The organism is Lunatimonas salinarum (genome assembly GCF_017811155.1).
GTDB classification, from domain to species: domain Bacteria; phylum Bacteroidota; class Bacteroidia; order Cytophagales; family Cyclobacteriaceae; genus Lunatimonas; species Lunatimonas salinarum.
The window spans coordinates 59,992-80,025 of the sequence record NZ_JACVCV010000017.1; the positions used below are offsets into that span (position 1 = coordinate 59,992).

Annotated in this window: 17 protein-coding genes; 12 read left to right on the top strand and 5 right to left on the bottom strand. The window is 48.5% G+C overall.

Annotation, left to right across the window (positions count from 1 at the left end; genetic code table 11):
* Window positions 1-22 precede the first annotated feature (22 nt).
* A complete protein-coding gene (locus IAQ59_RS17925) occupies window positions 23-787 on the top strand; it encodes a hypothetical protein (protein WP_209332225.1) in 765 nt (254 codons plus the stop codon).
* 84 nt (window positions 788-871) lie between these two features.
* Entirely contained in the window at window positions 872-1,882 is a 1,011-nt protein-coding gene (locus tag IAQ59_RS17930) for a pirin family protein (protein WP_209332226.1), read from the top strand.
* A 67-nt stretch (window positions 1,883-1,949) separates the two neighbouring features.
* Here the strand turns inward: IAQ59_RS17930 and IAQ59_RS17935 are convergent, their stop codons facing one another.
* Entirely contained in the window at window positions 1,950-2,822 is an 873-nt protein-coding gene (locus IAQ59_RS17935; protein WP_209332227.1) for a sugar phosphate isomerase/epimerase family protein, read from the bottom strand.
* 258 nt (window positions 2,823-3,080) lie between these two features.
* Here IAQ59_RS17935 and ppgK point away from each other — a divergent pair, with 258 nt between their 5' ends.
* The 3 genes from ppgK to IAQ59_RS17950 all read left to right on the top strand — a co-directional run bounded on the left by ppgK (window position 3,081) and on the right by IAQ59_RS17950 (window position 5,894).
* A complete protein-coding gene (gene ppgK / locus IAQ59_RS17940; RefSeq protein WP_342450727.1) occupies window positions 3,081-3,857 on the top strand; it encodes a polyphosphate--glucose phosphotransferase in 777 nt (258 codons plus the stop codon).
* 7 nt (window positions 3,858-3,864) lie between these two features.
* Window positions 3,865-4,854 carry a phosphotriesterase family protein gene (locus tag IAQ59_RS17945; protein ID WP_342450728.1) on the top strand — a complete coding sequence of 330 codons (990 nt, stop codon included), beginning with the start codon at window positions 3,865-3,867 and terminating at the stop codon, window positions 4,852-4,854.
* A gap of 212 nt (window positions 4,855-5,066) precedes the next feature.
* On the top strand, window positions 5,067-5,894 hold the full coding sequence (locus tag IAQ59_RS17950) for a universal stress protein (RefSeq protein WP_209332228.1): 828 nt from the start codon (window positions 5,067-5,069) through the stop codon (window positions 5,892-5,894).
* A 22-nt stretch (window positions 5,895-5,916) separates the two neighbouring features.
* Here IAQ59_RS17950 and IAQ59_RS17955 read toward each other — a convergent pair whose 3' ends face one another.
* Window positions 5,917-7,572, bottom strand: a complete 1,656-nt coding sequence (locus tag IAQ59_RS17955) for a Na/Pi cotransporter family protein (protein ID WP_209332229.1) — start codon at window positions 7,570-7,572, stop codon at window positions 5,917-5,919.
* A gap of 366 nt (window positions 7,573-7,938) precedes the next feature.
* Here IAQ59_RS17955 and IAQ59_RS17960 point away from each other — a divergent pair, with 366 nt between their 5' ends.
* Window positions 7,939-8,880, top strand: a complete 942-nt coding sequence (locus IAQ59_RS17960; protein WP_209332230.1) for a sugar phosphate isomerase/epimerase family protein — start codon at window positions 7,939-7,941, stop codon at window positions 8,878-8,880.
* A 234-nt stretch (window positions 8,881-9,114) separates the two neighbouring features.
* A complete protein-coding gene (locus IAQ59_RS17965; RefSeq protein WP_209332254.1) occupies window positions 9,115-10,494 on the top strand; it encodes a 3-keto-disaccharide hydrolase in 1,380 nt (459 codons plus the stop codon).
* A 53-nt stretch (window positions 10,495-10,547) separates the two neighbouring features.
* Here the strand turns inward: IAQ59_RS17965 and IAQ59_RS17970 are convergent, their stop codons facing one another.
* Window positions 10,548-11,444, bottom strand: a complete 897-nt coding sequence (locus tag IAQ59_RS17970) for a sugar phosphate isomerase/epimerase family protein (protein WP_209332231.1) — start codon at window positions 11,442-11,444, stop codon at window positions 10,548-10,550.
* 486 nt (window positions 11,445-11,930) lie between these two features.
* Here IAQ59_RS17970 and IAQ59_RS17975 point away from each other — a divergent pair, with 486 nt between their 5' ends.
* From IAQ59_RS17975 to IAQ59_RS17995, 5 genes are all read left to right on the top strand, one after another.
* Window positions 11,931-13,070 (top strand): sialidase family protein, encoded by a 1,140-nt coding sequence (locus IAQ59_RS17975; protein WP_209332232.1) that lies wholly within the window; start codon window positions 11,931-11,933, stop codon window positions 13,068-13,070.
* A gap of 168 nt (window positions 13,071-13,238) precedes the next feature.
* Window positions 13,239-13,736, top strand: coding sequence for a nuclear transport factor 2 family protein (locus IAQ59_RS17980; protein WP_209332233.1), 498 nt, complete (start codon window positions 13,239-13,241; stop codon window positions 13,734-13,736).
* A 112-nt stretch (window positions 13,737-13,848) separates the two neighbouring features.
* Entirely contained in the window at window positions 13,849-15,114 is a 1,266-nt protein-coding gene (locus IAQ59_RS17985) for an alpha/beta hydrolase family protein (protein WP_209332234.1), read from the top strand.
* 147 nt (window positions 15,115-15,261) lie between these two features.
* Window positions 15,262-15,504, top strand: a complete 243-nt coding sequence (locus tag IAQ59_RS17990) for a hypothetical protein (RefSeq protein WP_209332235.1) — start codon at window positions 15,262-15,264, stop codon at window positions 15,502-15,504.
* The gene (locus tag IAQ59_RS17995) at window positions 15,485-15,832 is read left to right on the top strand and encodes a type II toxin-antitoxin system PemK/MazF family toxin (protein ID WP_209332236.1); all 348 of its coding nucleotides are present in this window, start codon (window positions 15,485-15,487) and stop codon (window positions 15,830-15,832) included. The genes IAQ59_RS17990 and IAQ59_RS17995 overlap by 20 nt, the downstream gene beginning before the upstream one ends.
* 219 nt (window positions 15,833-16,051) lie before the next feature.
* On the opposite strand, the gene IAQ59_RS18000 is transcribed toward IAQ59_RS17995, so the two are convergent.
* Window positions 16,052-19,159, bottom strand: a complete 3,108-nt coding sequence (locus IAQ59_RS18000) for a PVC-type heme-binding CxxCH protein (RefSeq protein ID WP_209332237.1) — start codon at window positions 19,157-19,159, stop codon at window positions 16,052-16,054.
* Window positions 19,156-20,028 carry a phytanoyl-CoA dioxygenase family protein gene (locus IAQ59_RS18005; RefSeq protein WP_209332238.1) on the bottom strand — a complete coding sequence of 291 codons (873 nt, stop codon included), beginning with the start codon at window positions 20,026-20,028 and terminating at the stop codon, window positions 19,156-19,158. Before IAQ59_RS18005 ends, IAQ59_RS18000 begins: the two co-directional genes overlap by 4 nt.
* Between the last annotated feature and the right edge of the window lie 6 nt (window positions 20,029-20,034).

Here is a 20,034-nt window from a genome sequence, read left to right on the forward strand (position 1 = left end):
ACCGTTAATAATACCAAAACACATGTTGAATCTATCAATGACATCTCTTTCTAATCTACGTCCCAATTTACATCAAAGGCTAATCGGTATGGCATTGGCCATTCTATTTCTTGCTTTTTTCGGCATGAATGCCGAGGCGCAAAGTTTTTACAAAGAAAAGGTACCCCGTGAAAATTACCTGCAGGCAGGATTTGGCCCTTCTTTTGTCTATGCCGATAACGGCGGAGCACTAGGACGATTGGATTTCAATGTACGTCCAGCCTTCTCTGTCAGCTACGGCCGAAGTATCAAGCCCATATTGGATATACGTGCCACGGTAGGGTACCAATTCTACAAAAGCCGGGAGGCTTCCTATTATAACAGCTCGATCATTAACGAATGGGCTGATGCAAATCAGGCCATCGAATCTACTTCGAATATTATCTTCGCCGACATCATGCCCACCTTTAGCTTGTTCAAGCAGGAGGGACACACCTATCGAAATAGCGTAAACCTGTACGCGGGAGCAGGATTGGGCTTTTTGATGGCCATTAGCAGCGAAACCATGTTGAAAAACGAAGGCACGTACATGGAAAATAAGGTTAGACCCGCCGTGTATATTCCCGTTAGAGGTGGTGTCAGTTATAGATTAGACCTATACTCGGACATTTCACTGGAAGGTGGTATGCTGATGTCGCTTTCCGATAAAATCGACGGCGTGCAAAATTACAATGCCTTTACAGACATCTTGTTTCAGGGTAAGGTGGTGTATCGCAGATACCTTTCCAAATTTACAGGGGTAAACTAGGCTTACTTTTTTTCCACGCTAGGGAACTTAAAATTAGCTACTTGGTTATTATATGTATATACATTAATTAACCTTTTGCCTGCTATGACGAGTATAAAAACGATACGACAGCTAGGGTCCCAATGGGTAACCCAAGATCCCTTTTTGTTTTGTGCCTATCACCACGATATCTTCCCCCAAGGAAACGGCCATATGGCCCCCGCCGCATCACTGGAAGGGCGCCAGATTGGCCGTGATTTTCAGGGAAAAGACGGATGGAATATGTACCACGGATCCAAAGTCCCTGGATTTCCCTCCCATCCTCATAAAGGATTTGAAACCGTTACCATCGTTGAGAAAGGATTGGTAGACCACTCGGATTCCTTGGGTGCGGCTGGTCGCTTTGGTGAGGGGGACGTGCAGTGGATGACCGCCGGTCGGGGTGTGATGCATTCCGAGATGTTTCCATTACTCAAAGAAGACACCGAAAACGAACTGCTACTATTCCAGATCTGGCTAAACTTACCCCAAAAAAGCAAACAAGTGCCGGCCCACTTCAAAATGATGTGGAACGAAACCATCCCCGTAGTTACGAAACGCGACAGTTCTGGTAGGGCTACCTACATCAAGGTTATAAGCGGCCGGTTTGATAACCAAGAAGGACCCGCCCCGGCACCGGACTCATGGGCTGCCGATCCCACTAATGATGTGCAGATTTGGCATGTGCATATGGATGCAGGTGCCGAATTTACGCTTCCCGAGAGTTCCACAGAAATAAACCGAACCCTCTTCTTTTACTCAGGCGAATCCGTAACAGTGGATGGCAAACGAATCCCCGCCAGACATTCGCTAGACTTAGCCCCGGAAGCGGCCACAACGATCCGAAACGGTACCAAGACGGCTCATTTTATCTTCCTTCAGGGTAAACCGTTGAATGAGCAGGTGGTTCAGCATGGTCCCTTCGTGATGAATAGTCACCAAGAAATCCAGCAGGCTATCTATGAATTTCAGCGAACCCAGTTTGGCGGCTGGCCTTGGCCCAGCGAGGAGCATACCCACCCCAGGGAGCGTGGACGTTTTGCCATCCATGCTGACGGACGGGAAGAAATCAAATAGCTAAAAAAGGCACCTCTGATAAACAAAGGTGCCTTTTTTTTTGATCAACTGGAGAAAGCTAACCGAACTACTTCACAAAGTTAGCCTGGGCCAAATAATCATGGCTCTGCCGCACACTCTCCATGGGCGGATGATTATATCGCTCTACCTCCACAAAATAATCCTTCATTCCTTGTGCATAGGCAGCTTTGAAGATAGCTTTGAAATCCATCTTTCCACTTTGTCCGATTTCCTTTTCATCTTTGATGTGTAGGAGCGGAAACCGTCCCTTATATTTTTTGAGGTAGTCTACCGGATTATACCCTCCCTCCTGACACCAGTATACGTCCAATTCCATACAAAATAAATTGGGATCGGTATGGTCAAGCATATAGTCGAACATGATCTGTCCTTCTATCTTTTCAAACTCACGGGAATGATTGTGAAATCCAAACATCAACCCCCTATCGCCGGTAACTTCTCCGATCTGATTGTAATAATCACACCATACCTGTAATTCATCGAGGGTTTTGGGAATAGGCATGGAAGGTTTAATCAAATACGTGGCACCTGCCTCTGCGTGGTCATCGGCTGCCTTTTTCCACCAATCCATGGCTTCGTTATGCGTCTCTTTGGAATAGCCTCTGGGTCCCCCTACGTGCGCACTTCTCATCTCCATGCCCAAACTACTCACGGTGTCTTTAAAAGCACTTGGGGCCATGCCGTAGATGGTTCCGTTGTCATAATTGGCCGCTTCGAGTTTCTTGAAACCAATAGAAGCAACCGATTCAAGGACACCCTGAACATTTCCTTTGATGTCTTCCCGAAGTGAATAGAGTTGAAGCCCTATCGATTTAGGTTTTGCTTTCATCCCGTTGGCAAACAGCCCATCGGTGGCAAGCAGTCCCGAAAGCGACATGAGAGAAGCTGTTTTTAGAAAATCTCGTCTGTTTTTATTCATTTTTAGTTAAGTTTTTGGGTTCAAACTGCTTGAATTAGCAGCGGCTATGGGCAGCCTATACGCTGGATAAACTGACCTTCTGTCTGTAATCTTAGTTATTTTTCGCTCAAAAATCACGCCTTTTTTGATAAATTAACGGTACTGGTACTATTTTCGGGAATCGCCCCATCTATCTTATTCGAAAGATTCGCATTCCTAGAGCGCTACGGGATGAATTTATTTATTACCTTAGTATACAAATAATCAAATCAAGTGCCTGTGATCGAAAAGCACAAGGAAAGAAAGGGTATGGAGATATTAGGAATAGACATTGGCGGTTCGGGAATCAAAGGCGCTCCGGTAAATATTGAGACAGGAGAACTCACCGCAGAAAGGTTTCGGGTACCCACTCCCAAGCCTGCCAAACCGGAAAATGTCGCCGAAGCCGTAAAAAAACTGGTAGACCACTTTCAATGGACAGGCCCGATAGGGTGTGGATTCCCAACCGTGGTAAACAATGGCATGTCGGTCACAAAGAGTAATATCCACAAGAGCTGGGTAGGCACCCAAGTAGATGCCCTCTTTTCCGAAAAGACCGGCCTTCCTGTGACCGTCATCAATGATGCCGATGCCGCCGGATTGGCAGAGATGACCTACGGTGCCGGTAAGGGAAAAAACGGCTTGGTCATCACCGTTACCATCGGCACGGGGTTGGGCACGGGGGTTTTTTACGATGGCAAGTTGATCCCCAATTTTGAATTGGGAAGGGTGTTTTATAAAAATGGCGAGATCATCGAATACTACGCCGCAGATTCCGCAAGAAAAAACGAAAACCTCACCTACAAAGCCTGGGGCAAACGTTTCAATAAATTTCTAAAGCACACCAACCGGATTCTTTCCCCCGATTTGTTTATCTTAGGAGGGGGCGCCAGTAAAAAACTGGAATTGTTTGAAAATCAGATTACCGTTGACGTCCCCATTCTTGTTGCGGAAAAACGCAATGACGCCGGTATAATCGGAGCAGCCCTCGCTGCCTATCATTGGCCAAAAAAGTAACCAAATCGTGCAACTATTTCCATTCCTAAGTTTCCTCTTGGCCTGTTGGTCGGCGCACCTATCTCCCCATCAATCCAGCGTTGTGGAGACCGTGGATGGCCCGCTACAGGTCGGTGAAATGGGAAAGACGCTTATACACGAACACCTTTTGGTTGATTTCATCGGAGCCAAGGAATACCATCCGGATCGCTGGAACCGATCGGAGGTAATCCACAGGGTGCTCCCCTTTTTGAAGGAAGTCAAAGCCCTTGGAATCCACACGATGGTAGAATGCACACCGGCGTTTTTGGGCAGAGATCCGGTGTTACTTCGGGAACTGTCCGCCGCAAGCGGCGTGCAGCTGATCACCAATACAGGACTCTATGGCGCGGTGGATAACAAGTACCTCCCTGCATATGCCTTCACCGAATCGGCGGACGAGCTGGCAGCTCGGTGGATTACCGAATGGAAAGAAGGAATAGACGGTACCGGAATCAAGCCCGGATTCATTAAAATTGGTGTAAATCCCGGCCCGCTTTCGGCTATCCATGAGAAATTGGTACGTGCAGCCGTAAAGACCCATGAGGCCTCTGGCCTATTGATCGTGTCGCATACGGGACCGGCTACGCCCGCATTTGAGCAACTAGCTATATTAAGCGAGGCAGGTATACCGGCTAAAGCATTTGTTTGGGTTCATGCACAAGTCGAAAAGGATAAATCCATGCATGTGGCTGCTGCTGAGCGAGGTGCTTGGGTAAGTTTTGACGGTGTCGCTCCGGGCAACTTAAAGGAGTACCTCGCCTTGGTTCAAAACATGAAAAAACACGATGTGTTGGAAAGAACCCTACTATCCCACGACGCAGGCTGGTACCGGCCGGGAGAAGAAAACGGGGGGGATTTCAGAGGCTTCACTACCCTATCCGAGCAATTCATCCCCTTACTGCTTGCCAATGGGTTCACCGAATCTGAATGCGAACTCCTACTGGTCAAAAATCCCGCCACGGCATTCGGCCGTTAAAGCCCTAAATTCCCTCGTTGAACGCGGTAGCTAATATATTTTTTCCCCGCTTAGCTCAGGGTAACCATTTTAATCACTATTTGGAATGATTTTCATCATGTTTATTCAGGGTATTATTTTGTTTCTTTGAATATCGACCGATGCGATTGGGCTCGAAGTCCATTAGCTCGAAGAAAAAAATAAATTAACGCAACCAAATAAACCAAAAAGCTATGAAACGTATCATTGTTCCCGTTGATTTCTCTCCATATGCTGAAATTGCATTCCAAAATGCCGCCAAATTAGCGGCAAAAGGCGATGCCTCTATTACCTGCGTAAACGTGGTGAGTACCACGTTGGACTGGGAAAACCTTACCGAGAGTGAAAAGGCGAAGCATCCGGCCATTGTGGACACCGAGGCAGAGGCAAAAGACAAACTCAAGGCATTTATCTTGGATCATAAGCTATCGCAAAACCCGGTGGAAGCAGTCGTGAAAATCGGTATCCCGGCACAGTCTATAGTGGAAATCGCCAAAAAACAAGCTGCCGACCTCATTGTAATTGGTGCCTACGGTATCGGATACGAAGAAGGGAAATTTGTAGGTTCTACCATGCAGAAAGTCATGCGGCTGGCAGAATGTCCGGTGCTTGCCGTAAAAAAACCGATAGATGGCAGAGCTATAAAGAAAATGACCTTCGCCTCCTTATTCAACGAAGCGAGTAAACCAGCATTCGTACGGATGAAGCCGTTGATCAAAATGCTTGGTGCTTCGCTCCATTTTCTGTTTGTAAATACGCCTTCCGGGTTTGTAGACAGCATACAGGCCGAGTCCAAGATGAAGCAATATGCCACCGGGCAAGAAGACCTGGTCATCCATAAACACGTATTTAACCACCATGAGGTCGAAAATGGAATCATCGCCTTTGCCGAAAGCCAAAAATCGGGGCTGATCGCCATCGCGTCCAACGTAAGGGCCACGAGCTCTAGCTACCAAATAGGCGTGACCGAAACGGTTCTCTACAAAACCGAAATTCCGGTGTTGAGTGTTAAATTTGAATAAGGCAAAACCCGCATCCCGCTTCCTATCCAAGCGGGATGTTTTCATTAACAGCGGCACTTGACATCCCCTTTCGGTTATCTATGGCATTGCACAAGTGCTTTACGCCCGAAAAAGACTGCTTAATGACATTCGAAAGGGTTGATATCGACACATCCGTCTTTTGTTGACGTAACTTATGATAGAGCTCGGCAATCATCGCCTCATGGTCTTCCTCCAATTGCCTGTACAAGCTAAGCAGCTCCTGTTCGCTATACTCCTCGGAAAGTTCATGGAGCTGTTGTGCATACCCGTGCATTTTATCCTTTAAGCTTTGGTGCAGTTCCATGACGAGCAGCTCCTGTGAACCTTCCATTTGCTGAATATTGTGCACAATGTCTTTGAAATCTTTGGCGCCATAAACCAATTCCCGGGTGGCGTGCATCAAGTGGGTGAGCTGAACCGCCTCCTCCGAAGAGAGGTTTTGCTCCTGTAAGCCAATGCCATACCCTGTCAGTTCGTCTTCCAACGATTTAAGCCTATCATAATCAGCCAGTAGATCTTTTGGTTGGTAGATGATCTTTTTCCAAACAGAGGTATTTCGCCCCGGAAGGTGATGTTTCAGAATAAGCTTTTTCACAAATTTCAAGGTGCGGTTAAATAGCGAGGCTACCTCCTTTTCCAATGCCATTATCCCTACAGAGGGTACCTCTGTGCTTACATTTTTGATGTAGGTGGAAAACCCTTGAGGTTCGTCCAGCATAAATTTACCCCGGAGCCAGCGTTCCATTAACCCCAAAAAAGGGTAGAAAATAACGATTCCAAATACGTTTATCAACGTATTCAAAAGAACCAATTCCATCAGCGGATCTTCTACCTTGAACGTATGAAAGGCCATGGACACCATCTCTTCGATAAAGAAGAAGGTCAGGATACCTGCAACGAATTTAAAAATGAAATTCGCCAATGCCAGCCGCTTCTTGTCGGCTGTCCCACCTAAGGCACCCAATACTAACGTAAACGTGGTTCCTATATTTGCCCCGATCACCATCGCCATGGCATGTTGAATATCTATGACCTGCGCATTAATGGCGCTCAAGACGATCACGATCGTAGCCGAACTTGACTGTATCAACCCCGTGACCAAAATACCCAAAATCAAAAACACCCCCAATCCAAAGCCTAAGTAGTCCGACAAATCAATCTGCTGTGCCACGGCCTCAATGGCCACTTTCATAAAGTCCAACCCCAAGAACAATAGTCCAAAACCTACCAAAAATGCCCCGGTATTTCGTAAAAGCGGCCGGCTGTTTACAAATAAATAAGTCAAGGTTCCTATTGCCAAAAATGGAAAAGCAAAATCTGCGACACTTACTTTAAAACCCAAGGTCGCCACGATCCAAGCGGTAAACGTAGTACCCAGATTCGCTCCCAGCACAACTCCCAAGGAATGGCTCAGACTTATCATTCCGCCTCCTAAAAACGCCAATACCATCAACGTCACCAAGGAACTGCTTTGAAGAATGGCTGTAATCACCGTTCCCACCACGATGCCCTTCCAAGGTCTATTGGTAAAACGTTGGAGCAAATCCCTAAAAGATCGGCCTACCAACTCCCGAAGGGCATGCTCCAACTGATGCATTCCCCACAAGAACAAGCCTATCCCAGCCAAGAATTTCCAAAAATCAAATGATCCTACCATGCAACTATCCAATAACGGCCAAAAGAAAAATGCATTTCTTCCAGCTACCAAAATGAGTCATCGGTGAACAACCCAACCATCCTCCGCAAGAGCAATGGAAAAATACCGTAACAATTCCAAGCCCGTGGCAAGTGGAACAAAGTTAGGCATAAATACGCCACCTTTTTCGTTATAAACACAGGTAATTGTTAGGGTCCTACAGATTTGAGATTAGATAGGACACTTTCTATGAACAACCTCCACAGGGTAGCAAACTATTGAGTGTAGTCTTACCCGCCCAACTTTTAGATGGGCCTGAAATCCTTGGTTGATTTAAGGAATCTTTCTTATCTTGTCTGTTCAATTAACCAAACGTAATATTGCGCAATGACCCAACGAAGAAAATTTTTCAAGGATTCGCTGAAAGCCAGCCTTGGATTGGCCTTATTTTCGAGTGTTTCGACCAACGTCCGAGCCGAATCGAGTGCTGCCAAGAAATCTCCTTACACCATCTCGCTGGCCGAATGGTCGCTGCGGGAATGGTTAAATTCCGGAAAGATCACCAACTTGGATTTTCCCGAAACCACTAAAAAAGTGTTTGATATCCACGCAGTGGAATACGTGAGCAGCTTTTTCAAAGGGAAGGAAACCGACAGTGGTTACCTGCGGGAGCTCAAGTCCCGCAGTGACGGTGCAGGTGTTCGGAACGTGCTCATCATGGTGGACATGTGGGGGCAAGACGGTGCGCTTGCCAGCCCGGAGGAGCGTATTCGTCATGCAGCCGCTCAAAACCACCACAAATGGGTAGATGCTGCAAAGTACCTCGGGTGTCATGCCATTCGGGTAAACGCCTCCGGCTACGGAGATGCCAGTTATCGGGATGCCATGGGCTATTTTGCCGATGGACTCGCCAAACTAGTGGAATACGGAGCTGCTAACCAAATCAGCATCATCGTAGAAAATCACGGAGGATACTCTTCCAATGGCCGATGGCTAGCGGACGTCATCCGCCAAGTAGGGAATGAATATTGTGGAACACTGCCGGACTTTGGCAACTTCCGGACAGACCTGGAGGGTGGCAATTTCTACGATCCCTATATCGGTACCGCGGAGCTGATGCCGTACGCCAAGGGAGTTAGCGCCAAATCGATGGGATTTGACCACCACGGACAGGATACAACCATCGACTTCAAGCGCATGATGAATATTGTAGCGGCATTCAACTTTGAAGGGTTTGTGGGAATTGAATGGGGAGGCGGACTGGGAATGCCCATGGATGCCGAAGCGGCTATCAAGGCAACCAAAAAGTTGCTATTGGAGTCCATCTAATCTTTTTTAAAAAGGCAAGAAGCATAAACGGTCAATGGCATTTCCAATCGATTTATTGAAATCGAGCCTGCCTACCAGACTGGCTGGCATGACGTAGCCGACACAGAATGGGACGACTATGAGACATGCAACCTTTGTCCAAGTAGGCAGCGACAAGTTGTGACCACTAAGAATCAAATATAGACACATGAACAATTACTTACCTTATAAATGATTACGTTAATAATTCGCATGATGAAGAAAACACATTTATTCCCTAGTCTATTGGTGGCTGGAATGATCCTAACGGCCTGTGGATCGGGCACCAATGAAACCTCTGACGGTTGGAGAGACCTCTTCGATGGGAAAACCCTCAATGGTTGGACCAGACTGGACGGGGAAGCAGAATTTACCGTAGAAAACGGTGAGATCGTAGGCACAGCCGTTGCCAATACGCCAAATACCTTTTTGGTAACCGAGGAGAAATTCGAGGATTTTATTCTGGAACTGGAAATCAAAGTAGAACATGAATCCAGCAACTCCGGCGTAATGGTTCGTGGCCAGCACGACCCCAAATTAAGAGATGGTCAGGGCAGGGTCTTCGGATACCAAGTGGAATGTGACCCTCAGGAACGTGCCTGGTCGGGAGGAGTCTACGATGAGGCGCGAAGAAACTGGCTATACCCACTTACCCTAAACCCTTCGGCACGAAGTGCCTTCAAACTGGGTGAGTTCAACAAATACCGGGTGGAGTTTATCGGAAACGAGCTCAAAACGTGGGTAAATGGACAAGAAGTCGCCTACTTGGTAGACGAAATGGATAAGTCCGGATTTATCGGACTTCAAGTGCACAGTATCCGTGATGCGGCCAATGCAGGCAGAAAAACCTACTTCCGCAACATTCGTATCAAAACCGAAAACCTGGAGCCCACCGCCATGAAAGCGGATATGTATGTGGTAAGTACCGTACCGAATACACTAACCGAACACGAAAAACAAGGTGGGTGGCGATTGCTGTTTAACGGCACCAACAGTGAAGGTTGGCGGGGAACGAAGCAAAAAGCATTCCCTGAACAAGGCTGGAGTATTCGTGATGGCGTTCTGATCATTGAAGCGGCCAAAGAAGGCGACCCAAGGCCTGGCGACATCATCACGGAAGAGAAATTTAAAGCCTTCGATCTTTCCTTTGACTTCAAACTGACGGAAGGTGCCAATAGCGGTGTGAAATACTTTGTCACCCTATCGGACGGAGACGTGGGTTCCGCTTTGGGCTTGGAATACCAAGTGCTAGACGATGAACGACACCCCGATGCCAAACAAGGTATAGACGGAAACCGCACATTGGCATCCCTCTACGACCTAATTACCGCCAATAAACAAGCTCGCTTTGTCCGCCCCATTGGAGAGTGGAACAAAGGCCGGGTGGTGGTTCATCCGGACAATCGGGTAGAACATTTCATCAATGGCCTGAAAGTGCTCGAATACGTTCGTGGATCGGAGGAATTCAAGCAGTTGGTGGCCGGCAGTAAATACAAGAACATCGAAAACTTTGGTCTTGCAGAGGATGGCTATATCCTCCTACAGGACCATTCTGACGAAGTGCATTACCGGAGTATAAAAATCCGGAGTTTATAAAAGTTGCTTGACCTGAAGCGGCTGCTTGTTTTTAGGCAGCCGCTTTTTTTGACTTATACTCCCGGTAGGTGCTTCCTTACCTGGGCCAAAAATTTCCTGACCTTTTGGTAAGGATCACCAGGCCCCAAGGTTTCGATGGGCAAATAGCCTTGGTAGTTACTCTGTGCGATAATTTCAAATAAGCGAGGTAGGTCAACAGGAACCTGCTTTCCCCCTTGGTTTACATTTTCCTTCAGCTGCCAATTCACCGCATAACGAATGTTTTTTTGGATACCTTCATACGTATCGTCCTGCGGATAACTCCCAATATCCAATACAAGTCCAAACCACGGCGAATCAACAACTTCCATGTACCAGTTCACCTCCTCCGCTGTCTGTATAAAATCGTCGTGGTTTTGCAGGGCAACAATGACACCGTTTGCCTCTCCCGTTTCTGTACAGGACATGTAATTGACCGCCATCCATGAGGACAACCTTTTCCGAAACGATGGTTCAACGGGCTGCGTGCCTGCAAATACCCGCAAAACGGGCGCTCCCAATTTTGCTGCGGCTACAATCCACTTCTTAACAAAAATGATCTGCTCATGATGTTTGTCGCGATCTGCATACGTAAAGTCATTTCGTATTCCTGTTCCGCTTATGGCCAATCCATAGCTATGGGCTTTACGTTTGATTCCGTATAAAACCGAATCATCTGGCACCTCCGGATATCCTTGAATATAATAGGCTGTTAGATCCACCGCTGGTAATCCCTCCTCCGAACAAAACCGGAACAGGTCATCCAAATTCATTTTTCCCGTCGATAGCAACGAGTGGAATGAGTAGGCATTTAGGCTTAGCTTTAGATTGTTTTTCCTCCTAGCGACTTGTTCGCCTAGTGATAAACTTGGTGTTAAGAGGCTACCCGCTCCTAGCAGGGTAACATGTCTCAATAGCTTTCTTCGTTGCATAACATTAAGTTCGATTATCCAAATGCATATTGGCCTCCCAAATCAAAAGTCCCCTAATTCCTTCCCATATGGCGGGAATAATCAAAGCACCCATGCTTTTATAACTCCCTCAAATAGTGTCCTAGATTCTCTACTACCTTACGAGACATTCCTCCAAACAAAATCCCGTAAAGCAGAACCCAAAAAGCCAGAAGACAGGGGAAATATGCATTCTTAATGGGTGAATATAGGGGAAAAAGTAACCCATTCCAATCACTTCGTGCATTTGAGAACGGATAAACCCAACCGCTTTCCGTTCTCTAGCATCGATTACCTTCTCACCCCACATTATGCATGTGCACCTGTTTTTTTTTAAGAAATAATATGGTACCTTCCATTAAGAGTTTAAGCAACAGGGCATGAAGGCAGCTGACTACTGTATAAACATTCGCTGGTTGGAAAAAAAACCGGAACAAGTTGTTACCGCTGAAAAACAATTATAGACACATGAATCAAAGTTTCCTTTTCGGACTGCTATTTCTTCTAGGAGCATCCTGTAGCCAAAAGGCCGAAAACGCTTTTTGGAATGATGGAAAAGCGTTTTTTGAGGTGCATGAAATCTTTTCGTCAGAGCGATTTCCAAACGTAGTTACCGCCCAAGATGGCTCCATCATCGCTACTTGGGGAAACAAGAAGTATCAGGTGCGGAGAAGCGAGGATGGAGGAAAAACCTGGGATCCTGTAAATACCATTGCAACTCCGGGTTTTCATGGGGGAGGAGTGATAGTAGATGAAACGAATGGGGATATTTTGGCCTTTGTAGAAGAAAGCCATCCCATTTCTCCTTTACTGATGTACCGAAGTAGGGATAATGGGAAAACGTGGGAAGCGGAAAGGACGACCATTTTGCCCGATAACTTGGGCAACGTTCCCTCCATGCACATGAATGAACACGGAATTACCTTACAGTATGGCGAAAAAAAAGGAAGATTGATCCGGCCCACCCGCTTTTATGGCGGAGGCAATGACCGAGAGTTCTGGCCTGATCACTATACAAATGCAATGTATAGCGATGATGGTGGAAAGACATGGCAAACCAGCAAACCGTTCCCTGCCAAGGGAACTGGAGAGGCTGCTTTGGTGGAACTGGCTGATGGGACTATCTACTATAATTCTCGGAGACACTTCGCTACTGATCGATTAAACCCCAGAATGCGCCACATTGCGTGGAGTAAGGATGGAGGAGATACCTGGGAGAACCTTTCCGTAAGTGAGGAACTACCGGACGGAGACCAAAGCAGGGATTATGGCCTTATGGCCGGACTGGTGAGACTGCCTATAGATGGGCACGATATCCTGCTCTTTAGCAATATCGATTCCCCGGATGGCCGCACTCGTGGCACCGTTTGGGTCAGTTTTGATGGAGGATTCACGTGGCCGATAAAGAAATTGGTCGAGGAAGGAGGATTTGCGTATTCATCCTTAACAGCCGGAAGGAAAGGCACCGCTAGCGAAGGACTTATTTATCTTTTTTACGAGGGGGCAGGCCACCCCAGTACGATCGGCAAGATCGCAATATTTAACCTACCGTGGCTTACCGATGGCAGAGATTGGAAAGAGTTTCTACCCAATTTTCGGCATCCGTGAGTACCTTTACCACGTCAAAATACCAGCTTAGTTTACCGGTAGACATCGCTTTCCACATCCCTATGCGAAAAATCATTTGATGATAATGGGAAATAATCCGTTGGATTCCCCTATCTTCAAATCAAGGATTTTTGAATTCCTAAAATGAAATCACCAAACCTAAACTTCATGACCCCTCTAAAAACCACCCTCCTACTACCCTTGCTGCTCTATGCATTCGGTGCGTTTTCGCAAAGCAACATCAACCAAGATCAGCCCCGAATAGCTGAACTTGACCAGTTTTGGAAGGAAGTTTCACGCACGATCGCAGAAGGAGACTTCGAGGCTTATGCGGCTACTTTTCATGAAAAAGCCACGCTGGTGTCGGGCATCGGCGAAAAAGCCTATCCGATTGCCACCGCCCTTTCGGGCTGGAAGAAGGAATTTGATGACACGCGGGAAGGAAAGAGAAAATCTTCCGTGGAATTCCGTTTCAACCGCAGGCTGGGGGATCCGACTACCGCGTATGAAACCGGTATCTTCTACTATTCGTTTGAACAGAACGGTGAAAAGAATGGCTATTACATCCATTTTGATGGGCTGTTGATAAAAGACGGTACTTGGAAAATGATGCTGGAATACCAAAAGAGCCGGGCGAGCAAAGAGGAATGGGATGCACTGAAATAAGCCAAACCTCCCGGAGTGGCATCAACATGTTGAATCGTTCGGAAAGACCTTGAAAGAAACAGGCACCGGCCTCGACGAAGACCAAAACCAACTAAGTTTATATTTTAAAATAATGAAGCATCTTTTCATACGATCACTTTTTGTGGTAGCTATGCTGGTAGGCTGCCATGGACAGCAAGCCAGCTCCCAGGAACTCCGACAGGGTTTGGAAGATTGGCTGGCCGTTTCAATTGACGAAAGAGAACCACTCGAAAACTTTGCATTCTCCCAAAAGCATCTGACGAAGGCCGAGGCGGAATTTAGCATTGACCTCCTGCTTCAGGACAAACAACGCCAACTCCTCTCCGATTTCGGAAATCAATGGGAGTCCCGGGAGCTTAGCTACCAAGGCCTTCAAATGCCCTTCTTTTACCAAACATTCGGAGAAGTACCAAAGGAAGGCCGAAGCCTATTTATCTCCATGCACGGAGGCGGCAATACTCGGCCGGAAACCAACGACCGTCAGTACAAAAACCAAAAACACCTGTACGATGAGGCCATGGGCAGCCTGGAAGGCATCTACCTGGCTCCGCGTGCGCCTACCAATACCTGGAACCTTTGGCATGAAGCACACATCGATGACTTCTTCTCCCGTCTGATACAACTTGCCGTGGTAAAGGAAAAGGTAAATCCCAACAGGGTATACCTCTTGGGATATTCCGCAGGCGGTGACGGCGTCTATCAATTGGCTCCCCGCATGGCGGATCGCTGGGCCGCCGCATCCATGATGGCGGGTCACCCCAACGAAACCTCACCGCTAGGGCTAAAAAACACGCCCTTTGCACTACACATGGGGGCACTGGATGCTGCCTATGACCGAAACAAAAAAGCGGAGGAATGGAAACAGCTGCTGGACAGCCTGGCGCGCAATGCCCCCGGTACCTATATCCACCAAGTGGTACTTCACGAAGGCAAGGGCCATTGGATGCAACTGCAGGATGCTTCCGCGCTGGCATGGATGTCCGACTTTACCCGAAACCCGGTACCCGAAAAGGTAGTATGGAAGCAGGATGACAGGCACCACACCGACTTTTATTGGTTGGGGGTTCCGGAAGAGCTAATTGAAACCGGCGGGGAGGTCATCGCCGAATACAATCCCTCCCGCAACGAGGTAAACATCCTGTCTAACTACAGCAGTCGGCTACACATCTACCTCAACGATCGCATGTTGGATCTGGACTCACCTGTTACCATCAAGTACCAGGGTACCACCATCGCCCAAAAGATTTTCCACCGATCCCTTCAGGTAATTTACCATACTCTGTCGGCAAAGGGAGACCCTCATCTGGCCTTTTCCTGTGTACTTACGGTCATCGATAATAAGCGGTTGGAGGAGTAAGCAACGAAAATAGCTAAACCGGACAGCACAGGAACGAATCACAAGAGCCCCTGCCAAAAAGCGGTCATGCCAACGTACAGATTCCAAAAAAATCAGTTTGAATTTTCCTATTTAGTATATACTTTTATGGGATACTATAACAGACAGATGAAAACACTATCACTCAAGCTTGACGATATCGTTTACGAAGAAACCGAGCAATTACTAGAAAAAATAAAAATGCCAAGAAATCGATATATCAACGAGGCACTACACTACTATAATCGGATTCAAAAAAGAAAGATCATTTCCAACTTGCTGGTATCAGAGTCAAAGCTCGTTAGCGAAGAATCTATGAAGGTTCTCCATGAATTCGAAAATCTAGACGAACATGGCAGCAAAGAAATATGAAATTTGGCTTGCAAACCTCGATCCTAGGTTTGGTACAGAAACCGGCAAAACGAGACCTGTATTAATAGTTCAGACAGACATTTTGAATACAATTCATCCCTCTACTTTAATATGTCCCATTACCTCAAACGTCAAACTTGAAAGCCAAATACTAAGAGTTCATTTAAAACGAGGCACCGCAAAAGTCAAAGAAGACTGCGATGTAATGATTGATCAATTGAGAGCTATTGACAACAAACGATTAATAAAAAAAATTGGAGAATTGCCAAAAGAAATCTCTGAACGAGTAAAAGAAAATATTAGGATAGTCTTAGATTTAGAGGATTAAGCATATCCGATAGTTATGCGCTGATCCTGATTTTTGCACAACAGAAATCCTTAAATACGCACAACAGAAATTCTAAATCAACAGGTACAGGTATGAGTTATAGAAGACCTGATGGAATAAATGTGATATCTTTAGCTGCCTTGGGAAAGTAATACCCACGGATACATCGAAAAGGAATTCGTACCTTCACGCTTGGTCGGTATGAAGCTGCCTTTTTTTCTAACGAACAGCCCCAATCCCATCCGGAAGGGACTGTAGAAAAGCCATCAGGTCGCTGATCTGACCGAGGCTTAGGCGCTCCTCCCATCCGGCCGGCATCAGGGATTGCTCCGACTCCCGGATCTCCAGGATAGACTCCTCTGCGATACGCCGAAAAACCCCGGGGCCAATCTCCAGCACCAGTTCGCCGGCATCCCTTTCTTTGATGATACCCAGCCAGGCACCCGAAGCAGTCCTCACCTCCACCGACTCATACTCCCTCGCAAAGCTCGCGCTGGGATATACCACGGCTTCCAGCAGGTCGTGTCTAGAACGGATCTCGCCGATATTGCTCAGATCCGGCCCAAAAACCGCTCCCTCCCCCGAAACGGCGTGGCAATCCCCGCAGCCGGCCTCCCCGTAAAAGAGGTTCCTACCAGCCAACACATCTCCAGAGATCAATCGCTCCTCCAAATCATGAAGGCGGGCCAGTCGTTCCTCCCGTTGCCTGCGGATTTGGGAAAGCAACCCAGCCACCTGATCCTCAAGACCCGGTAATTCTCCCGAAAACAGCTGCGCCACCTGATCCTCGGACAGCTTGTCCATTAAGGTGGGTTTGGAAACCAAGAAAGAAAGTAGGCTGCCGCCAAGCTGCTTCGAGACCTGCCCTTCGAACAGTGGAAGCATATACGGCACATAGCGGTCCTCCAGTCGGGGCAAGATGGCATCTGAAAGGTGTCGCAGGGACGCTTCATCGAGCTCCATACTGCCCAAAAGCTGGATTGCCTGGGTCATTTCTTTTCCCTCTGCTTCCTGCACGAGACCGTCCATCAAGTCCCGCAGCTCATCTGCCGGCGGCCGGTAGCCCTCCCGCGCCAAGGCATGAAGTGCCCTTACCCGTAGCGACAGGGGGGATTTGGGATCTGCCATATCCAGTAGATAGCCTTCCATACCGGTTAGGCTACCCGTAAGTATGAAATCAAGTGTACGCGAGCGAAGGGCCGGCGAACCCGTTTGCATCCACTGACCCAAGATAGGCTTCCAGCGCTCGGGAAAGGGCCTTACCGATGCTCCCTGCAAAAGCTCCAGGTACAATTGCCGCACTTCATCCTCCTTACCGCCCGTCAGCACCTGTTCAAAACCCCGTTGAAAAACCTCTTGACCACTGAATACACGAAAAAGCACCTGCAACTCCGTCAACCCTTCCGTGGTCACCTGCCGAAACAGGGGCAGGGCAAGCACCGACCAATCCGCATGCCTGCCCAATACCCAACGTCCAGCCTTTCTGTCCTCCTCCGCTTCACTAGTTAAAAACGCCAGCAGCTCGGGCTGGGTAAGTGCACCTTGGGGTACCTGTTCCAGTGCGATCAGTGCACCCGAGCGCACACCCGCATGGGCATGGCGCAGCGCTTCGCGTAGAACCGGCACTTCCCCAAGTTGCCACAGGGAAAAGATGACCGCATGCCGAACATAGCGATCCTCACTCCGTTCGAGTACCGAAAGAAGCGCAGCGGATACCCCTTCCCTGCCTAGCCGCCCCAAGGCGGTAGCGGCCTGCCTTACGACGGAAAGGGAGGCATCCTCCAAAAGGCCCACCAGAGTTGCCTGTGCAGGAGTCCAAGGAACAAGTCCGGCCACCCTCGCATATGCTGCGCGAACCGAAGCTGAGGGGTCTTTTGCCGCTACATCCAGGCCCTCCAGCACACCCAAACGATATAAAAGGAAAACCAACTGCGTCCGTACCTCGGCATCAGAATGGGTGGTAAGTTGGGCCTGCAAATGGGGTGCGGCCGCTATACCCTGTTGCAGGATGGCTTCCTGGGCCCGTTTTCGGACAAACGGACCGGGAACCGAAAGTGTCTCCACCAGCGATGGGGTAGCCGATTGATCCCAAGCCTGCTCGTTGCCATAGGGATCGGAAACCGGTCGGGTTGTCTTCTTACGTATGCGAAAAATACCCCCATGTATGTCCGGTTTCGCCGTGCGGGACAGCGGACAGCCCGCAATAAACCAACCGCCGGTATTCACTACCAGGAGGCTGCCATCTCCATCCTGCAACACATCCGTGGGGTGAAAATCCGCCGCCTTGGATTCCAAAAAATAAGTATCATTGCTTGCAAAGCTGGCTCCGGTCTCTTCTACCACACTGCGTACAATTCTGCCCGTATTGAACTGCGCATGAAACAGGTTGTCCTCGAAGCCTTCCCCCCAGAAATCCCCCTCATAGCGCATCAGTCCGGAGGGGGAAACCCTCGCCATCTTAGACATAACGGGCATAAGATCTCCCGTCAGGACCAACCCGTCCTCCTCGATCACCGAGTTAGGCTTGGGAAAAACCCCTCCTTCCACCCAATGCATCAGTGCATCGCGGTAGCCGCCCTGCGGATCTACAAAATAGGTCATGGTGCCAAACACCTCTCCGGAAGGGGTAAAAGCCAGCTCAACGGCATTGTCAAACCCGCCGCCCGAAAAGGATTCCAACCGGGATCCATCCGGCAAACAACGCCAGATGCGCGCACCCTTGCCCGAAAGCTGTGTGCCCTCGTCGGTAGTGATATCAAAGCCCCTCCGGGCATCGGCCATATACAGCCACCCGTCCGGCCCCATAAATGGGCCACTAAGGATGGCCGCGTTGTGGTTTAATTTCCAACCGGAAAGCAGCACTTCCTTTTCCTCTGCTACTCCGTCTCCGTCTCTATCCGTAAACTTCAGCAGGTCCGGAACCGCAGTGACATACAGGCTGCCCTGAAAAAAGGAGCCTCCCATGGGAAAGGGCAGGCTATCGGCATAGACCGTGCGGTGGTCAAAGACCCCATCCCCGTCCAGGTCACGAAGCAACAAGATGCGGAAATCCGGGCGGTCCAAAATTTCCTGGGTACCATCTGTATGCCCGCTGGATTCAAATACAAACAAGTTGCCGCTGTCGTCGAAACTGGCAAACATCGGGTAGCTCAGCAGCCCGGGCAAGACCGCCTCTGTCATTTCGAACCCCTCAGGAAGAATGAAAGCCTTTTCCCCTTGCAGGGAAGCCTCATCCGAAACAACCGTCAAAAATAAATATACGGCCAGTAACAATATGCCCAGTACCGCTCCCGCAATCAATCGATTGCCATATCCCCTAAAGTTCATGGTTCAAAGAGAAGCGGAAAGAACTGCCCCTCCAACTTTTCACCGGTAGGTATCACCGGTACGCCGTCCAGCAGCACGCCGTCGGTATTGGATCGGGTGCCATCCGCAAACACGTTGATTACAAAGGCCCTTCTGGGCCGTTCGGAATAATTGGCATAAGATCCGTGTATAGCCAATGGATGGTGAAAGGTGGCATAACCTGCCTTCATTTCCACCGGAACGGGATGAAACAACGATTTCTGCTCCGGCGTGAGCATCTCCATGAGGCCGTCCATCTCACCGGCCAGCTCGGGCTTGTCCAGTAGACCCCAGGTATGGGATTTTGGAATATAATGCACACAGCCATTTTCTACCGTGGCATCGTCCAGGCCTACCCAGCAGGTCAGGTGCTGCATGGGTACGCTACGGGTCCAGTAGGAATAATCCTGGTGCCACGCTACCACACCCCCATGCTTGGCGGGCTTACAAAACAACTGGTCGTGCCAGAATCGCACGGGCTTATCGTCCAGCAGCTGACTGGCGGCCATCACAAACGCGGGGTTCCAGAGGATATCGTGAAAACCCTCCTTGATACGCCAATGTCCCAGGGAGTGGAAAAGTACCGTATTGGGATCACTGGACTCGTTGGATTTAAATTCATAAAATAGCTCAGAGCCCGGGTAGTCCTTATCCAAAAACTCCGCCAGCTCCTCATTCAACCGGTCTACTTGCCACTGCTCCAACAGCTTGACGTTGTGGAGGTAACCGTTTTCCTTAAAGAAAGCTACCTGCTCCTCGGAAAGACGAAAGGCATCCCAGTCGCTTTCCCGCTCAGGCCAGGTAAACAAATCGCCTATCAGCTCGTGTATTTTTGAAAGATCTCTACTCATTTCAGA

Coding starts and splice junctions, on each gene's coding strand:
- IAQ59_RS17925 (WP_209332225.1), top strand. CDS start 23: ATGTTGAATCTATCAATGACATCTCTTTCTAATCTACGTCCCAATTTA.
- IAQ59_RS17930 (WP_209332226.1), top strand. CDS start 872: ATGACGAGTATAAAAACGATACGACAGCTAGGGTCCCAATGGGTAACC.
- IAQ59_RS17935 (WP_209332227.1), bottom strand. CDS start 2,822: ATGAATAAAAACAGACGAGATTTTCTAAAAACAGCTTCTCTCATGTCG.
- IAQ59_RS17950 (WP_209332228.1), top strand. CDS start 5,067: ATGAAACGTATCATTGTTCCCGTTGATTTCTCTCCATATGCTGAAATT.
- IAQ59_RS17955 (WP_209332229.1), bottom strand. CDS start 7,572: ATGGTAGGATCATTTGATTTTTGGAAATTCTTGGCTGGGATAGGCTTG.
- IAQ59_RS17960 (WP_209332230.1), top strand. CDS start 7,939: ATGACCCAACGAAGAAAATTTTTCAAGGATTCGCTGAAAGCCAGCCTT.
- IAQ59_RS17965 (WP_209332254.1), top strand. CDS start 9,115: ATGAAGAAAACACATTTATTCCCTAGTCTATTGGTGGCTGGAATGATC.
- IAQ59_RS17970 (WP_209332231.1), bottom strand. CDS start 11,444: ATGCAACGAAGAAAGCTATTGAGACATGTTACCCTGCTAGGAGCGGGT.
- IAQ59_RS17975 (WP_209332232.1), top strand. CDS start 11,931: ATGAATCAAAGTTTCCTTTTCGGACTGCTATTTCTTCTAGGAGCATCC.
- IAQ59_RS17980 (WP_209332233.1), top strand. CDS start 13,239: ATGACCCCTCTAAAAACCACCCTCCTACTACCCTTGCTGCTCTATGCA.
- IAQ59_RS17985 (WP_209332234.1), top strand. CDS start 13,849: ATGAAGCATCTTTTCATACGATCACTTTTTGTGGTAGCTATGCTGGTA.
- IAQ59_RS17990 (WP_209332235.1), top strand. CDS start 15,262: ATGAAAACACTATCACTCAAGCTTGACGATATCGTTTACGAAGAAACC.
- IAQ59_RS17995 (WP_209332236.1), top strand. CDS start 15,485: ATGGCAGCAAAGAAATATGAAATTTGGCTTGCAAACCTCGATCCTAGG.
- IAQ59_RS18000 (WP_209332237.1), bottom strand. CDS start 19,159: ATGAACTTTAGGGGATATGGCAATCGATTGATTGCGGGAGCGGTACTG.
- IAQ59_RS18005 (WP_209332238.1), bottom strand. CDS start 20,028: ATGAGTAGAGATCTTTCAAAAATACACGAGCTGATAGGCGATTTGTTT.